Source organism: Neisseria bacilliformis, assembly GCF_014055025.1.
In the GTDB taxonomy this organism is placed as follows: Bacteria; Pseudomonadota; Gammaproteobacteria; order Burkholderiales; family Neisseriaceae; genus Neisseria; species Neisseria bacilliformis.
Window position 1 is genome coordinate 787,817 of sequence record NZ_CP059571.1, and the last position, 15,928, is coordinate 803,744.

A 15,928-nucleotide genomic window follows, 5' to 3' on the forward strand; every position below is an offset into this window, starting at 1 on the left:
TCAGCCCGCAGCGGCTTGTTATGCAATATGCTGAATTATATGTGATAATCATGGGAAAACCAATGACTTGGAAGCCTTTGCGATGAAAAACCTTATTTTTTGTGGGCTTTTCCCCATTATGTCCGCCGCCTATGCCGCGCCCGCGCTGATGCTGGCCGAGGAATACAAAGGCCAAAACGTTGCCGGCTGGGCGGCCAGCGAGAAGCTGGACGGTGTGCGCGCCTATTGGGACGGCAAAAAACTCGTCAGCCGCCAGGGCTACGCCTTCAACCCGCCGCCGGGTTTTACCAAAAACTTCCCGCCCTATCCGCTGGACGGCGAACTGTATTCCGCGCGCGGGCAGTTCGAGCAGATTTCTGCCGCCGTGCGTTCGGCCTCGGGCGACTGGCGGGGGATAAAACTGCATGTTTTCGACGTGCCGCAGGCAAAGGGAAACCTGTATGAACGGCTGGCGGTGATTGAAGGCCGTCTGAAAACCCATCCGGCCAATATTGCCGTTGTCCGGCAGACGCCGGTGCAAAACATTGCCGAGGCGCGCGCGATGATGGACAAAATCGTCGCAGCGGGCGGCGAAGGCGTGGTGCTGCGCAACCCGCAGGCGGCCTATGCCGCCGGCCGCAGCAGCGCGTACCTGAAACTGAAACCGCAGCAGGACGCCGAATGCACGGTAACGCAACATTATGAAGGAAAAGGGAAATATGCGGGCAAACTCGGCTCGCTCGGCTGCCGCAACGCGGCGGGCGAATTCAAAATCGGCAGCGGCTTCAAAGACGCCGACCGCGCCAACCCGCCGCCCGTGGGCGCAACCGTTACCTACCGTTATCGCGGTTTCACGCAAAAAGGGCTGCCGCGCTTCGCCACCTTTATGCGCGTGCGCAAAGAATAAAACGCGCCGCGTTGTTTTTCAGACGGCCTCTACTCGGCGGAAACCGAGTGCGTCGCTTGGGCGACACAGCCTACGTCAGGTTCGGCATGGGTTTCAGACGGCCTTTTCCTTATAATCCCTATCCCGCCGTTTTCCCGAAAGCCTCCCGCCATGAACGCCATCGACCATGCCCGCCGTTTTTCCCCGTTTCTCGCCCGCCTGATTGACGGCGGCAGGATTGATTTGACCGTTTTGCAGCCCTTGGCCGACAAGGTTCTCACCGAAGCGGATTTTCAAAACTTCGCCGACTGGGCGGGCATTTTGGCGGCGCAGGACGAGGTGGAGCTTTCGCGGCAGTTGCGCGTGTTGCGCCGTTATGTGGTGGCGCAGATTATGGTGCGCGATTTGAACCGTATCAGCGGTTTGAACGAAGTTACCCGCACGATTACGCTGTTTGCCGATTTTGCCGTCAATACCGCGCTCTCTTTTGCCGACGCTTATTACCGCAGCCTCTACGGCACGCCGCGCGGCCGCTACACGGGGCAGGCGCAGTATTTGAGCGTGGTGGCGATGGGCAAGGCGGGCGGTTATGAATTAAACGTATCCTCCGACATCGATTTGATTTTCGTCTATCCCGAAGCGGGCGAAACCGACGGGCGGCGGCCGTGCGACAATCAGGAGTTTTTTACCAAAGTCGGCCGCAAGCTGATTGCGCTGTTGAACGACACCACCGCCGACGGGCAGGTGTTCCGCGTCGATATGCGGCTGCGTCCCGACGGCGACTCGGGCGCACTGGTGTGCAGCGAAACCGCGCTGGAACAATATCTTACTGCCCACGGGCGCGAGTGGGAACGCTATGCGTGGTGCAAAGGCCGCGTGATAACGCCGCACGAAAACGGCATTGCGCCGCTGGTGCGCCCGTTTGTGTTCCGCAAATACCTCGACTACGGCGCATACGACGCAATGCGCGCGCTGCACCGCCAAATCCGCGCCGAAGTCGGCCGCAAGGGCATGGAAGACAACATCAAACTCGGCGCGGGCGGCATCCGCGAAATAGAATTTGTCGCGCAGATTTTCCAAATGATACGCGGCGGCCAGATGCGCGCGCTGCAACTGAAAGGCACGCAGGAAACGCTGCACAAACTCGCCGAACTGGGCGTGATGCCGTCTGAAAGCGTAAAAACGCTGCTGGCGGCCTACCGCTTTTTGCGCGATGTCGAACACCGCCTGCAATACTGGGACGACCAACAAACGCAAACCCTGCCGCACAACCCCGAACAGCGGCAGCTTTTGGCCGAGAGCATGGTTTTTGCGGATTATGCCGCCTTTTCAGACGGCCTCAACGCCCACCGCGCCGCCGTGTCCGCCGAGTTTGAAAACATCCTCGCCGCGCCAGAAGAAGCCCCCGCCGCCCGCTTCGCCGCCCTCTGGCCGCAGCCGCAGCAGGGCTTTTCCGAAGAAACCGGACGGCAGCTTGCCCAAGCCGGATTCGACGCGCAGGCCGTGTCAGGCCGTCTGAAAACACTCGCCCAAAGCAGCCGCTACCGCAGCCTCTCGCCGCAGAGCCAGCCGCGCTTCGACGCCCTCGTCCCCCGCCTGGCCGAAGCCGCCGCCGAATGCCCGCGCCCCACCGACACCCTGTTCCGCCTCACCGACTTCATCGAAGCCGTCAGCCGCCGCCCCTCCTACCTCGCCTTCCTGCTCGAATACCCCAACGAACTCTCCCGCGTCGCCCGCCTGATGGGGCAGAGCGCGTGGATGGCCGACTACCTGCGCCGCCATCCCGCCCTGCTCGACGAACTGCTCAGCGCGCAGCTTGCCCACACCCGCCCCGACTGGCCGCAGCAGGCCGCCGCCCTCGCCGCCGAACTCGAAGCCTGCGACGGCACCGAAGCCAAAACCGACACCCTGCGCCGCTTCCGCCACGCCCATGTCTTCCGCCTCGCCGTGCAGGATCTGGCCGGCCTGTGGAGCGTGGAAACCCTCTCCGACCAACTCTCCGCGCTGGCCGACATCATCCTCGCCGCCGCCCTCGAACACGCCTGGCGCGAAATGCCGAAAAAACACCGCGACACCCCCGCATTCGCCGTTATCGGCTACGGCAAACTCGGCGGCAAAGAACTCGCCTACACCTCCGACCTCGACCTCGTCTACCTCTACGACGACCCCCACCCCGAAGCCTCCCAAATCTACGGCCGCCTCGCCAACCGCCTCACCAACTGGCTCACTGCCGCCACCGGCGCGGGCACACTCTACCAAGTGGATCTGCGCCTGCGCCCCAACGGCGACAGCGGCTTCCCCGCCCATTCCGTGCAGGCGTTTGAAAAATACCAGCGCGAAAACGCCTGGACGTGGGAGCACCAAGCCCTCACCCGCGCCCGCTTCGTCTGCGGCAGCGGCCAAATTCAGACGGCCTTCGACCGCATCCGCGCCGAAATCCTCACCCGCGAACGCGACCCCGAAACCCTCAAATACGAAATCGCCGCCATGCGCCGGAAAATCGCCGCCGCCCACCCCCCGCGCGAAGAAGACGTCAAATACGCCTGCGGCGGCATCGTCGATGTCGAATTCACCGTCCAATACCTCATCCTCGCCCACGCCCGCCGCCTGCCCGACCTTTTGGACAACTACGGCAACATCGCCCTCCTGGCCACCGCCGCCGCCCACGGCCTCGCCGACCCCGCCGCCGCCGAAGCCGCCCGCGCCGCCTACCGCCACTTCCGCGCCCGACAACACGCCGCCACCCTGCACGACCAAGACACCGCGCAAAACCACAGCGGCACCGCCCCGCACTACGCCGCCGTACGCACCCTGTGGCGGCAAACCTTCGGCAGCGCGTGGGACGAAGAGGCCGTCTGAAAACCAAATCCGCCCATGCCCAACGTAGGGTGTGTCGCCCCGAGGCGACGCACGCGGTTTCTGCCGCATTACGGATGCCTGCCATGATGCAAAACCCCAAAAACCGCGTGAGTGGCTTGCGCCACACACCCTGCAACGGCAGAGGCCGTCTGAAAAAAGCGCGAACCTGCTTTTCAGAAACGTCATCCCCGCGTAGGTGGGGACGGCCTCTCCGCCTTGCCGCGCCCCTTTGGCAGGCGTACCATCCGTGCTTTTTTGGAGCCACTATGAACCACACGCCCGATTCTGGCGCCGAATGCCGTCGCGGCCTGCGTTACGCGCTGGGCTGCTATGCGGTGTGGGGGCTGTTTCCGCTTTACTGGTTTCCGCTCAAAGGCGCGATGCCCGCCGAACAGATGCTCGCGCAGCGCGTGGTCTGGTCGGCGGTGTTCGCACTGGTGCTGCTGCTGTGCTACCGGCAGGGCGGCGCGGTGCTGGCGGTGCTGCGCCGCCCGCGCCTGCTGGCGGCCTTTGCCGCTTCATCGTTTCTCATCGGCGTGAACTGGCTGGTGTACCTGTGGGCGATTGCCAACGGCCATGTGCTCGATGCCAGCCTGGGTTACTTTATCAACCCGCTGTTCAACGTGTTTCTCGGCTTCGTGGTGCTCAAAGAGCGGCTGGGCGCGGCGCAGTGGGCGGCGATTGCGCTCGCGCTCTCGGGCATTTTGTGGCTGGCGGTGCCGGCGGGGCAGGTGCCGTGGATCGCGCTGCTGCTGGCGGGCAGTTTCGGCTGCTATGGCCTGATCCGCAAACTCGCGCCGCTGGACGCGCTGCCCGGGCTGGCTTTGGAAACCTTCCTGCTGCTGCCTTTGGCCGCCGCCTATCTGGCCTGGTGCGCGCACAGCGGCACGCTGGCCGGCTTCGGCAGCCTGAACGCGCTGCAAAACGCGGTGCTGCTCGGCTCGGGCGCGGCCACCACGCTGCCGCTTTTGATGTTCGCGGCGGGGGCGAAACGCATCCCGCTGTCGCTGCTGGGCATCCTGCAATATTTCTCGCCCACCATCCAGCTGCTGCTGGGGCTGGTGCTGTTCGGCGAAACGCTGGACGGCAGCCGTCTGGCGGGCTATGCGCTGGTGTGGCTCGGCGTGGCGGTGTTTCTGGGCGGCATGTGGCGGCAGGGCAGGGCGGCCGTCTGAATATGGCAAAGAGGCCGTCTGAAAACCGGAAAACCGTTTTCAGACGGCCTGACGCTTATGGTATGTATCTGTCCGGCATTTTCGGCCGGCTTTCAGACGGCCTTATCTGTAAACCGGCTGCCACATCGCGTCCTGCACGGCCTGCACCCGGTTTTCAGGCTGCTTCGCCGCCACGCCGTCTTTGGCAGCCTGCTTGGCGACGGCGACGGCAACGGTGGCGGAGGAGGCGCGCAGGTTGTCCACGGGCGGCAGCAGCGACGCGCCCAAATCCTGCGGGTTGACCTGCGAGGCGACGGCTTCGGCGGCGGCCAGCAGCATGCCGTCGGTTACCTGTTTCGCGCCGGAAACGATCACGCCCAGCCCGAGGCCGGGGTAGAGCATGGCGTTGTTGGCCTGGCCGATGTGGTAGTCCACGCCTTTATAGGATACGGGCGGCACGGGGATGCCGATGGAAATCAAAGCCTTGCCGTCCGTCCATTCAACCGCGTCGGCGGGCATGACTTCGATTTTTTCGGTGGGGTTGGACAGCGGCAGCAGAATCGGGCGTTCCACGCCTGCGGCGAGGGCTTTGACCACTTCTTCGGTAAACGCGCCGTGGTCGGTGGAGGTGCCGATAAGGATGGTGGGTTTGACTTGTTTCACCACTTCGAGCAGGCCGATTTTGCCGTCTTTGCGTGCCCAGTCCGCCACTTCGGCGGCGGGGCGGGCGTATTCCCGCTGGTAGTCGGGCAGATCGGGCATGTCGTCGGTAACCAGGCCGTTGATGTCGATAAGCCAGACGCGTTTTTTGGCTTCTTCGCGCGAGAGGCCGTCGCGCTCCATCGCCGCGCTGATCTGGTCGGCCATACCGGTGCCTGCCGTGCCTGCGCCGTACACGGCAAGTCGTTGTTCGGCAAAGGTTTGCTTGGTAACTTTCAGGCCGGAGAATACGGCGGCCATGACAATCGCGCCGGTACCCTGCATGTCGTCGTTGAAAATGCGGTATCGGTCGCGGTTTTCCACGAGGATGCGGCGGGCGTTGGACGGGCCGAAGTCTTCAAAGTGCAACAGCGCGTTGGGGAAGAGTTCGGATGCGGTTTGCAGGTAGGTTTTGATGAGCGCGTCGTAGCATTCGCCGCGCACGCGGGCGTGGCGGTTGCCGAGGTAGGCGGGGTCGTTCAGGAGGGCTTCGTTGTCGGTGCCGACATCGAGGTTGACGGCAATGGCGCGGGCGGGATCGATGCCTGCGGCGGCGGTGTAAACGGCGAGTTTGCCGATGGAAATATCGGTGCCGTTCACGCCCCAGTCGCCGATGCCGAGGATTTCTTCCGCGTCGGAAACCACAATCAGGTCAACGTCGTCCGCGCCCAAGCCCAGCGTTTCAAACGAAGCGCGGACGGCTTCGGGGCGGTTCACGTCAAGATACACGGCGCGCGAACGACGGTAGTCGCGGCTCCATTTCTTGATGGCTTCGCCAACGGTGGGGTCGTACACAATCGGCAGCATTTCGGCCAGATGGTCGGTAAGCAGGCGGTAGTAGAGCGTTTCGTTGCGGTTGTGGAGCTGGTCGAGAAAGATATATTTTTCCATGTCTTTTTCGTAAGACGAAAACTGGCAGTAGGCGCGCGCAGCCTGCTGGTCGAGGGTTTCCACGGCGGCGGGCAGGCGACCGGTGAGGCCGTAGCGTTCGCGCTCTTCCAGTGTAAAGGCGGTACCCTTGTTGGTTAAGGGGTTCTGCATGATTGCGGGGGTGTTGCTCATAGCGTGTCTCCTGAACGGGATGGGAACGAAGGCAGCCTGAAAACCAAACCAGCGGCTGCTGCTGTTGCAGACGGCCTTTTCGCTTTCGGGAATGATTACCGGGGTCTGTTGGCATTCGACTTTTGCAGCGGATTTTGCGTCATAAAACGGCAGATGCAAGGCGCAAATGCGAGCCTATGCCGTCTATTGCGGGTATTTTCAACGCGGCAGATGCCGTTTTAGGGCGTAAAAGCCGCCAAAATGTTGATTGTCAACAGACCCTAATAGCCGTGCGGCGCATTCTACACAGTTTATCCGTATTGAAAGGTTGGTTTACCCTATTTAAAAGTCCTTAACCGTTCGGTATGAAAAGGCGAATATCCAACCTTTTAATACCAACCGGATACGGAAAAATGAACCTGAACCACAGCGAAATCAACAAACGCATCGGCAAAGCCATCGCCAAATACCGCCAGGAGCGCGGCCTCACCCAAGAGCAGGTGGCCGAAATCCTGCAAATCGGTAACGAAGCCGTCTCCCGCATGGAGCGCGGCCTGATCATGCCCAACGTGGTGCGTCTGGTCGAACTGGCCGAAATCTTCCAATGCACCGCCGCCGACCTGCTGGCCGAATCCAGCCCTCGCCTTTTTGACAAAACCCACAAAATCCACTTGCTGATCTCCGATTTGGCCAAAACCGACCGCCAGCTCATGCTGCATTTTCTCGAACGCTTCGGCAGCAGGTTGAAACAGGGCGCGGCGCCGGCGGTTTGAGCCGGCACGGCAGGAAAAAGGCCGTCTGAAAAACCGGACTTCGGTTTTCAGACGGCCTCTGCCGCTGGGTAGAGCGTGTGGCGCAGCCGCGCACGCGGTTTTGCTACATCAAACTCCTTATATATAGAGGCCGTCTGAAAAACAGATTTCCGCCGCCCCTGCGCTATAATCCCGCCCGTTTTACAGCCGCCCCCGCGCAGACGGGCGCATCCGCCAAACGACCAAAGGAAACCGCCATGATCACCCCCCAGCAGGCCATCGAACGCCTCATCAGCAACAACGAACTTTTTTACGACGAAATGACCGACCTGATGCGCCAAATCATGAGCGGCCAAGTCGCCCCCGAGCAAATCGCCGCCATCATGACCGGCCTGCGCATCAAAGTGGAAACCGTCTCGGAAATCACCGCCGCCGCCGCCGTGATGCGCGAGTTTGCCGCCAAAGTGCCGGTGAAAAACGCCGAAGGGCTGGTAGATGTGGTCGGCACGGGCGGCGACGGCGCGAAAACCTTCAATATTTCCACCGCCGCCATGTTTGTCGCCGCAGCGGCGGGCGCGAAAGTGGCCAAACACGGCGGCCGCTCCGTGTCCTCGTCCAGCGGCGCGGCCGACGTGCTCGAACAAATGGGCGCGAACCTCGCCCTCACCCCCGGACAAATCGCGCAAAGCATCGAAGAAACCGGCACCGGCTTCATGTTCGCGCAAAACCACCACAGCGCGATGCGCCACGTCGCCCCCGTGCGCCGCGCGCTCGGATTCCGCAGCATATTCAACATCCTCGGCCCGCTCACCAACCCCGCCGGTGCGCCGAATCAGGTGTTGGGCGTGTTCCATCCCGACCTCTGCGGCATCCTCTCGCGCGTGTTGCAGCAGCTGGGCTCGCGCCATGTGCTCGTGGTTTGCGGCGCGGACGGCTTGGACGAAATCACCCTCACCGGCAGCACGCGCGTGGCCGAACTCAAAGACGGCGCGATCCGCGAATACGAGCTCAACCCCGCCGATTTCGGCATCGAAACACGCCGCAGCCTCGACGACATCAAAGTGTCCGGCAGCGCGGAATCCCTGCAAAAAATCAAGGAAGTGCTCGACGGACGACACGGTGCGGCACGCGACATCGTGCTTCTGAACGCCGCCGCCACGCTGTATGCGGGTAACGTCGTGCCGGACATGGCCGAAGGAGTTGCGGCGGCGCGCGCAGCCGTTGATTCGGGCAGGGCGCGTGCCAAACTGGCAGAATTCCTCGCCTTCGGCAAACGCTTTGCCTGACAACAGGGCAGGCCGCACCCGTTTGCCGCGCAAGGCGTGGGTTTGATGGTTTAAACGGCAGAGGCCGTCTGAAAATAGTTTTTCAGACGGCCTCTGCCGTTCAGGCAGGGTGGTGCAGCCACGCACGCGGTTTCGGGATTGTGGGTAAACGATCGGATTGGCTGTACAGCAGAAAACCGCGTGCGTCGCCTCGGGGCGACACACCCTACATCAGCGGCGCAAATCCGGCGGCACGCTTTTTCTATGTTTGAGGCCGTCTGAAAAGTGTTTTTCAGACGGCCTTATTTGTGTTTGCGGCCTGCGCGGCGGGTTTTTTGGGGGTGCGGGGGGAGGTTGACGCAGCTGTAAAAGCTGCCGTTTATCTGGGTGATGTTGATGTGGTACATGCGGTAGGCGTTGAAGAGTTTGGCGTCGGGTTTGGCGGGGGCGTGCCAGAAGTCGGCCAGTTCCTGCTGGGAGGTGAGGCCGGGGATGTCGTAGTGGGCGCGGCCGAGGAGTTTGACGGGCATGTTGTGGATGAGGGCGGAGAGGCCGCTGGTGCTGTTGAGGGTTACCATGCCCGCGCCGTGGCGCAGGAAGACGGGCAGGGGGACGTCGTGGACGTAAAAGACGCGGCCGGCCAGCTCGGGGCGGGTGGCGAGGAAGGCGCGGATGTCGCGGCGGTAGTCGGTGAAGCCCCGGTCCATCGGGTGGTGTTTGACGATGAGGGTGGTGTTTTCGGGGGCGTGCTCGGCGAAGGAGGCGAGGACGTGCAGCAGGAAGTCGCGCACGTCGTAGTCGCTGTGCACGCGCACTTGGCTGTCGTTGAATACTTGCAGGGGGACGATGAAGAAGCGTCCGAAGCGTCCGCTGCGCACTTGCTGGGCGAAGCGGCGGTCGGCAAGGGCGTAGCCGGCGCGTTTGATGCCGCTTTTGACCCACAGGGCGATGTAGTGGCCGATGTTGATGTGGCGGTGGTGGCGGTAGCCGGGGTAGCGGCGGCAGGTGAGGTTGGCGGCGGCGTAGTACCACATGGCGCGTTTGGCGCGCGGCCAGAAGCCGTCGGGCACGGGGGCGGGGGCGGTGTATTTTTGCAGGGCGAGTTTGGGGTAGTTTTTCAGGAAGAAGCCGCCTTCGCGCGGCAGGGGGGAGCAGGCGTTGACGCCGCTTTCTTCGAGGGTGATGAAATGGGGGCGGAAATAGCCTTCTTCGAAGGCCCAGAAGCGGATTTTGCGGCGGGCGCAGACTTGTTTGGCGGCGCGGTGGTAGGGGCGGTGGTCGCCGAAGCAGGCGACGGCGTCGATTTTGTGTGTTTGGACGAAGGTGTCGAGGTATTCGGGGAAGGCTTCGGGCGTGCCGCCGTAGTCGTGTACGCGGCCGGTGGCGTCGGGCGGGTAGTAGGCGCGGTCGCCGCCGTTGAAGTTGATTTTGAAGACTTGGCTCTGTCTTTGTTCCAGCCAGGCGGCAAGGTGGCGGAAGAAGGGGCCGACGGGGCCTTGCAATAGTAAAACGCGCCGGCGGCGGGCGAGTTTTTCCAGGTTGGAGGGGATGGGTTTCATAGGGGATGCGCGGCGGGCGGGGTGGGAGGTTTGTGGTCGCAAGCAGGCGGCATTTAAGCAGAAATTCTGCCGTTTTCCAAGTTTTGCGCCCGTTTGTCGCGCGAAATGCGGCAAACGGGCGATAAATGGGGCGGGGTTATTTTTCGATGAAGCGGGCGGCGTAGTCGCATTCGGCGGTGAGCGGGATGTTGTGGGCGGCGGCGTGCGCCATCAGCGCGTCCACCAGCATTTTGGCGATGCCCTGGCTGCGGAAGCTGGGGGAGACTTCGGTGTGGACGACGTTCCATGTGCCGTTTTGTTCTTCGTAGGCGATGTGGCCGGCTTCGAGGCCGCCGATGTCGATTTGGAAGCGGCGGCGGTCGGGGAGGTGGGTGATTTTGGGGGTGTTTGTCATGGTTTTTCCTTTGGGTTCAGGGCATTTGCGGGCGGTGGAACGCGGGCGGGATGTGGCCGCTGTCCTTGAGGCGCACGGATTCCAGAACGTATTGGGCGGCGGCGCGGTCGGCGGGGGCGAGGTTTTGCTGCAAGAGTTGGCGCAGCAGGGTTTCGGCGCGGGCGAAGTCGCCGCTGATGCGGTACATGCCGGCCAGGGCGTATTGGGCGGACTGTTTGTCGGACGGGCTGTTTGTTTCGCGCATGGCTTTGTTCAGGAAGGAAAACGCTTGGGTACTCAGGCGTTTGCGGACGGCGGGGCTCAGGTCGCGGTTGCCGTTGGCGGCGAGGAAGTAGAGCCAGCCGACGGCGGCGGGGCTGTATTGGCCGGATTGTTCGGCGAACACGGGCAGGTAAACTTCCAGATCGGCGTTTGCGGGCAGGCTGCGGTAGGCTTTGCTGCTGATGATTTTTTGGTAGCGCGCCAGCTCATCGGGGGTGAATTTGCCGTATTTGGCGGTTTTGAACACCAGTTTGTTGCCGGGGCAGATTTGGTATTCGGGCGCGCTGTCGTGCATGGTTGCCCAAAATTCTTCGCCGCCGACGGGGCAGGTGATTTGGGTTTGCGCCGGCGGGCTGATGGCGGCGGCGGGCGCGGCGGCGATGAGGAGCAGGAGCGGGAGGGTTTTGTTCATGGTATGTCCTTTGGGTGGTGTTTTGGCTGTGCTTTCAGACGGCCTGTTTGGCGGCGTTGGCAATCAGCATTTGTGTGCCGAACCAGCCCCAGTAGATGCGGTGCTGTGCGATGAGGCCGTCTGAAAGCTGCATGAGTTCGAGGATGTCGATTTGTTCGCCTGCGGGGGTGGTGCGCGGGTATTCCCACACGAGGGTGTCGCCCGAGGCGAGGAAGCGGCCGTCTTCGCGGTGCCAGCGCACGAGTTCGTTGGGGCGGCGGCGGGTGCCTTCTTCGAGGAAGGCGAGAATTTCGGCTTTGCCGCGCAGCACGCCGCTTGCGCGGTTGAGGATGACGGGGACGAGGGGGCTTTCGAGGGTGGCGTCGTCGGCGTAGAGGGCGATGAGGCGGGCGGTGTCGCGGTTTTTGGCGTGTTCGTGCCAGTCGCGGTAGATGCGCTCGAAGTGGTTCATTTTTTGCTCCTTTCGGGGGTGGGTGTTTATGGCGGGGAATGCGTGCGTGGCTTGCGCCACACACCCTGCTTTTGGGGCAGAGGCCGTCTGAAAAACGGGGGTACGGTCGGTTGGCCGAAGCGCGCAGGGTGGGTTTTGCCCACCGTTTCCGCCCGCATCGTTATAGTGGGTACAGAACAAAAGTATCCAATGTAGGCTGGGCTTCAGCCCGGCAAAATATCAGGAAAATAGTGATTTAGCCGGGATGAAGCCCAGCCTGCGATAGGTAGTTTCTATTTTGTTTCACTATATGGCGGGTCAAGACCCGCCCTACTTTGTTTTTCAGACGGCCTCTCCGCGCATGAGGCTCTGCCAGCGGGTGTTGCGGGCGCAGAGGCCGTGTTCGATGGTGCGGCGGGCGGCCTGGGCGGGCATGTGGCCGCAGAGGAAGATGTCGGCGGCGGCGTAGCGGTGTTCGGGCCAGGTGTGGATGCTGATGTGCGATTCGGCCAGAAGCAGGACGCCGGTTACGCCGCCCGCGCCGCCGAAGGTGTGGAAGCGGCGGTACAGCACGGTGGCGCGGGCGGCGGCGGCGGCTTGTTCGAGTATGGTTTGCAGGCGGGCGGCGTCGCGCAGGATGTTTTCGTCGCAGCCGTAGAGGTCGAGCAGGCCGTGGCGGCCGGGGGAGGTCATTTGTGGCCTCCGGAGAAGCCGCCGCCGACGTAGCCGCCGCCTCCGTAGCCGGATTCGCCGCCGCTGCCGGCGGCGGCGAGGTAGTTGAAGGCGGTGGCGAAGAGGATGAGGACGGAGCCGATGACGATGTAGGCGGTGCGGCTGCCGATGGTGCTGCCGCTTCCTTCTTCGCCGGGGCTGCCGAGGTGGTGCAGGCCGTAGGCGGCCATGGCGGTGAGGATGATGCTGCCGTCGTTGCCGACGAACAGGGCGGGGAGGTTGAGGACGGCGAGGACGGCGATCATGGTCCAGACGAGGGTGGGGGTGGTGTCGCGTTCGCCGTCGGTTTCGGTTTGGCTCTCGGCAAGGCCGAAGGCGCGGGCGATTTCGCGGCTGTCTATGGGTTCGGCGAGGCTCCATGCCATTTCGGCGGGGGAAAGTTCGCAGCAGAGTTTGCCGCCACCGCTGCGGTAGTCGCTGTAATAGTTGAGGTCGCCCGCGCGCACGTGCCAGTAGAACGCGCCGGCGGCGTAGCCGACGCGGCTGCCGTAGTCGTAGAGTTTGGGGCAGCCTTGGGGCTGGCCGTGGCGGTTGAGGCGCGGCCAGTCGCGCAGGGTGCGGGCGCGTTCCCAGCCGTTGTCGCTTTCGATGAGCCAGAGGAAGCCGTTTTGGGGGTGGTAGAGCAGGTATTCGCGCCAGCGGCCGACGGGGACGGGGGCGTAGGGTTTTTTGAAGGCGTACATCAAATCGAAGGCGGTTTGCGCTTCGTATTCGTCTTTGTGCAGCGCGCCGATGACGGTGTAGGTTTTGCCGCCGAGCGTGCCGCTGCTGCCGACGGGGAGGGTGAGTGCCTGCTGTTGGGCTTCGCGCATGGCGTTGGCTTCGACGAGTTCGATTTTGCCGCCGACGGCTTCGAGGTCGCTGCCGCAGGCGGGGCAGAGGATGTTGTCGGCCAGGCCGCTGATCCAGTGGACGGGCGAGCCGCAGTTGGGGCAGTTTTCGGATTGGCGGGTGCCTTTCAGACGGCCTGTGCTTTCGCCGATTTGGTCGTCGGTGCGCAGGTATTGCAGTTGCAGGTCGGCGAGGTTGACCGTGCTGCCGAGGAAGAAGGCGGGTGGGGCGTCGGAGTAGTCGGTGGTGAAGAAGACGTTTTCGCAACGCCAGTCGGCGACGCGGCTGACGCGGTCGGCGGTGAGCTCGAAGGGGAGTTCGCCCTGGGCGGCGGCGTGTTTGAGGGTTACTTCGCGCACGTCGGAGGCGGTAAAGCGTTTGTTTTGGTAGTCGAAGGTGGTGAAACCGGCGCGGATGTCGGCGAATTCGGGCAGGCGGGCAGGGGCGGGCTGGGGGCGGGTGAAGACGTAGAGGTCGCCCGCTTCGGCGAGCCAGCCGGTGCCGCCGTCGTCGAAGAGGACGTACCATTCGTTCCACATGCCCGCGTCGTAGTGCATTTGCAGGCGGCCGACGATGGAGAAGGGCTGTGTGCCCCAGCGTCCCTGCGTGCCGATTTGCAGGGGGCTGTAATCTTCGAGCAGGGCGGAGTCGCGGCCTTTGTCGATGACGCCGGCCGCTTCACGTACGAGCATGCTGTTGCAGTAGGCGCAGACGAGGGTTACGGCGGTGGCGGAGTGGGCTTCTACGCGCGCGCCGCAGCTGGGGCAGTCGGTGTGGAAGAAGGGTTCGCTCATGGTCGGTATTTCCCAGGCGGGCGGGTGGCCAATTATACGGTTTTGGTTTTCAGACGGCCTCTTTGTATGCGGCAGGAGTCCGTCTGAAAAGTTATTCCGCCGTTGCGGGCGGCGTTCGGGGCAGGGCGGTACGGTTGTCTAAGTGTTCGGTGCGGCCGGTTTCGGGGAGGCGGTAGTCGGCCTCTATCAAATAAGTCGTGCCCGCACGGCTCAGCAGGCGCAGGTCGGCGGGGCCGAAGCGGGCCGGTTGTTCACGGCCGCACAGGCTGTCTTCCAAACCGAGGCAGTCGATTTGCCGCAGTTCGCCGTCGCGTCCTTCGGCAATCAGGCGGTGGCGGCAGACGGTGCTGCCGGTGCGGCGGTCTTTGAAGCAGGTGTACTGGGCGTTCAGTTGCGCCTGCGTCATGAGGATTTCGCGGTCGGGCGCGGTTATTTTCTGCCGGCGGTGGGAAATGCCGGCGGCGATGACGGCCAGCCCGACGGCGGTAAGCAGTGCCATGATGCAGATAACGGCGATTTTCGCGCTTTTGTCGCGGCGGACGTTTCCGCCGTCGGGCGGGGTGTTGCCGACGTCGAGGTTGTCGCGCAGGCCCAGCCGCTGGCAGAGCAGGCGGCAGAAGGTCGCGATTTCTGTGTAATCCGCGCCGTAGGACATCATGAGGTAGCCTTTTTCGCCGGCCGAGGCGTGGGTCAGCGTTACGATGCAGCCGCCTTTGGGCAGCCATAGGCCGAAATGGCCGTCGAGTTGCAGTGTTTCGCCGATTTTGTTGTGGTGGTAGCGTTGCAGGCGGGCGTTGGCCAAATCGAGGCGGACGAAATCCTGAGGCCGGAAGGAATACATGTTTTCTGTCCTGAGGTTTCCGGAGTCGGGAATCAAGTAAGGGATGCCGTCCGCCATTTTGCCGCCGAACCAAAATAGGCTGAATACGGCGGCTACGACGGACAATAAAATCAGCAGCCCGAACAGCAGGGGCGTTTTCGGCAGCATCCATGCCGCCAGCAGCAATACATCGGCGGCCAGTATGATGCGGGAAACTTTCCTGCCGCTTGCGGCATCCAAGTACGGCGACGGGCTGGCGAACCATAATGCGTCCGCGCCTGCTTCCAGTTCGCGTGTCAGACGTTGCAGCATTTGGCGGCTGCTTTCCGTCAGGACTTCGGGCGGCAGGGTGGGCGGATGTTTCGGCACGGGGCTTCCTTGGCGTGGGTCAGCGTTACGATGCAGCCGCCTTTGGGCAGCCATAGGCCGAAATGGCCGTCGAGTTGCAGTGTTTCGCCGATTTTGTTGTGGTGGTAGCGTTGCAGGCGGGCGTTGGCCAAATCGAGGCGGACGAAATCCTGAGGCCGGAAGGAATACATGTTTTCTGTCCTGAGGTTTCCGGAGTCGGGAATCAAGTAAGGGATGCCGTCCGCCATTTTGCCGCCGAACCAAAATAGGCTGAATACGGCGGCTACGACGGACAATAAAATCAGCAGCCCGAACAGCAGGGGCGTTTTCGGCAGCATCCATGCCGCCAGCAGCAATACATCGGCGGCCAGTATGATGCGGGAAACTTTCCTGCCGCTTGCGGCATCCAAGTACGGCGACGGGCTGGCGAACCATAATGCGTCCGCGCCTGCTTCCAGTTCGCGTGTCAGACGTTGCAGCATTTGGCGGCTGCTTTCCGTCAGGACTTCGGGCGGCAGGGTGGGCGGATGTTTCGGCACGGGGCTTCCTTGTTTTGTCGGTCGGCTTTCGGCTTTTTTCAGACGGCCTTTGGGAATGTGAGGCCGTCTGAAAAACGGATTTTGGCGGTATTGACCGCTGGAGGGCGGTTGGCAAACGGGCTGCCTTTATGCTGCTTTTCCTCATGCGCCGAAGTGATGGGGAAGGCCGGCCC

Annotated in this window: 14 protein-coding genes; 5 read left to right on the forward strand and 9 right to left on the reverse strand. The window is 62.8% G+C overall.

Annotation, left to right across the window (positions count from 1 at the left end; translation table 11 throughout):
• Positions 1 to 82 precede the first annotated feature (82 nt).
• The 3 genes from H3L91_RS04085 to rarD all read left to right on the forward strand — a co-directional run bounded on the left by H3L91_RS04085 (position 83) and on the right by rarD (position 4,899).
• Complete coding sequence (locus H3L91_RS04085) at positions 83 to 886, forward strand: DNA ligase (protein ID WP_040658777.1); 804 nt, start codon at positions 83 to 85, stop codon at positions 884 to 886.
• Between the two features lie 150 nt (positions 887 to 1,036).
• Positions 1,037 to 3,724 (forward strand): bifunctional [glutamate--ammonia ligase]-adenylyl-L-tyrosine phosphorylase/[glutamate--ammonia-ligase] adenylyltransferase, encoded by a 2,688-nt coding sequence (gene glnE, locus H3L91_RS04090; RefSeq protein WP_007342269.1) that lies wholly within the window; start codon positions 1,037 to 1,039, stop codon positions 3,722 to 3,724.
• A 266-nt stretch (positions 3,725 to 3,990) separates the two neighbouring features.
• Positions 3,991 to 4,899, forward strand: a complete 909-nt coding sequence (gene rarD / locus H3L91_RS04095; protein WP_007342271.1) for an EamA family transporter RarD — start codon at positions 3,991 to 3,993, stop codon at positions 4,897 to 4,899.
• 102 nt (positions 4,900 to 5,001) lie between these two features.
• Here rarD and H3L91_RS04100 read toward each other — a convergent pair whose 3' ends face one another.
• Positions 5,002 to 6,639, reverse strand: a complete 1,638-nt coding sequence (locus H3L91_RS04100) for an NAD-dependent malic enzyme (protein WP_040658779.1) — start codon at positions 6,637 to 6,639, stop codon at positions 5,002 to 5,004.
• 392 nt (positions 6,640 to 7,031) lie between these two features.
• On the opposite strand from H3L91_RS04100, the gene H3L91_RS04105 reads away from it, so the two are divergent.
• Positions 7,032 to 7,391 carry a helix-turn-helix domain-containing protein gene (locus H3L91_RS04105; protein ID WP_007342274.1) on the forward strand — a complete coding sequence of 120 codons (360 nt, stop codon included), beginning with the start codon at positions 7,032 to 7,034 and terminating at the stop codon, positions 7,389 to 7,391.
• A gap of 236 nt (positions 7,392 to 7,627) precedes the next feature.
• The gene (gene trpD, locus H3L91_RS04110) at positions 7,628 to 8,656 is read left to right on the forward strand and encodes an anthranilate phosphoribosyltransferase (RefSeq protein ID WP_040659417.1); all 1,029 of its coding nucleotides are present in this window, start codon (positions 7,628 to 7,630) and stop codon (positions 8,654 to 8,656) included.
• A gap of 281 nt (positions 8,657 to 8,937) precedes the next feature.
• Here trpD and H3L91_RS04115 read toward each other — a convergent pair whose 3' ends face one another.
• From H3L91_RS04115 to H3L91_RS04150, 8 genes are all read right to left on the reverse strand, one after another.
• Complete coding sequence (locus H3L91_RS04115; RefSeq protein ID WP_007342276.1) at positions 8,938 to 10,194, reverse strand: capsule polysaccharide biogenesis protein; 1,257 nt, start codon at positions 10,192 to 10,194, stop codon at positions 8,938 to 8,940.
• Between the two features lie 136 nt (positions 10,195 to 10,330).
• Entirely contained in the window at positions 10,331 to 10,588 is a 258-nt protein-coding gene (locus H3L91_RS04120; RefSeq protein ID WP_007342277.1) for a GNAT family N-acetyltransferase, read from the reverse strand.
• 16 nt (positions 10,589 to 10,604) lie between these two features.
• Positions 10,605 to 11,261, reverse strand: a complete 657-nt coding sequence (locus H3L91_RS04125) for a hypothetical protein (RefSeq protein ID WP_007342278.1) — start codon at positions 11,259 to 11,261, stop codon at positions 10,605 to 10,607.
• Positions 11,262 to 11,295: 34 nt separating this feature from the next.
• Positions 11,296 to 11,712, reverse strand: a complete 417-nt coding sequence (locus tag H3L91_RS04130; protein ID WP_040659419.1) for a nuclear transport factor 2 family protein — start codon at positions 11,710 to 11,712, stop codon at positions 11,296 to 11,298.
• Positions 11,713 to 12,033: 321 nt separating this feature from the next.
• A complete protein-coding gene (speD, locus tag H3L91_RS04135; RefSeq protein WP_007342280.1) occupies positions 12,034 to 12,384 on the reverse strand; it encodes an adenosylmethionine decarboxylase in 351 nt (116 codons plus the stop codon).
• Entirely contained in the window at positions 12,381 to 14,048 is a 1,668-nt protein-coding gene (locus H3L91_RS04140; protein WP_007342281.1) for a DUF4178 domain-containing protein, read from the reverse strand. Before H3L91_RS04140 ends, speD begins: the two co-directional genes overlap by 4 nt.
• A gap of 91 nt (positions 14,049 to 14,139) precedes the next feature.
• Positions 14,140 to 15,237, reverse strand: coding sequence for a hypothetical protein (locus tag H3L91_RS04145; protein ID WP_182109877.1), 1,098 nt, complete (start codon positions 15,235 to 15,237; stop codon positions 14,140 to 14,142).
• Positions 15,198 to 15,755: a hypothetical protein gene (locus H3L91_RS04150; RefSeq protein ID WP_182109879.1), complete on the reverse strand. Its 558-nt coding sequence runs from the start codon at positions 15,753 to 15,755 to the stop codon at positions 15,198 to 15,200. The genes H3L91_RS04145 and H3L91_RS04150 overlap by 40 nt, the downstream gene beginning before the upstream one ends.
• Between the last annotated feature and the right edge of the window lie 173 nt (positions 15,756 to 15,928).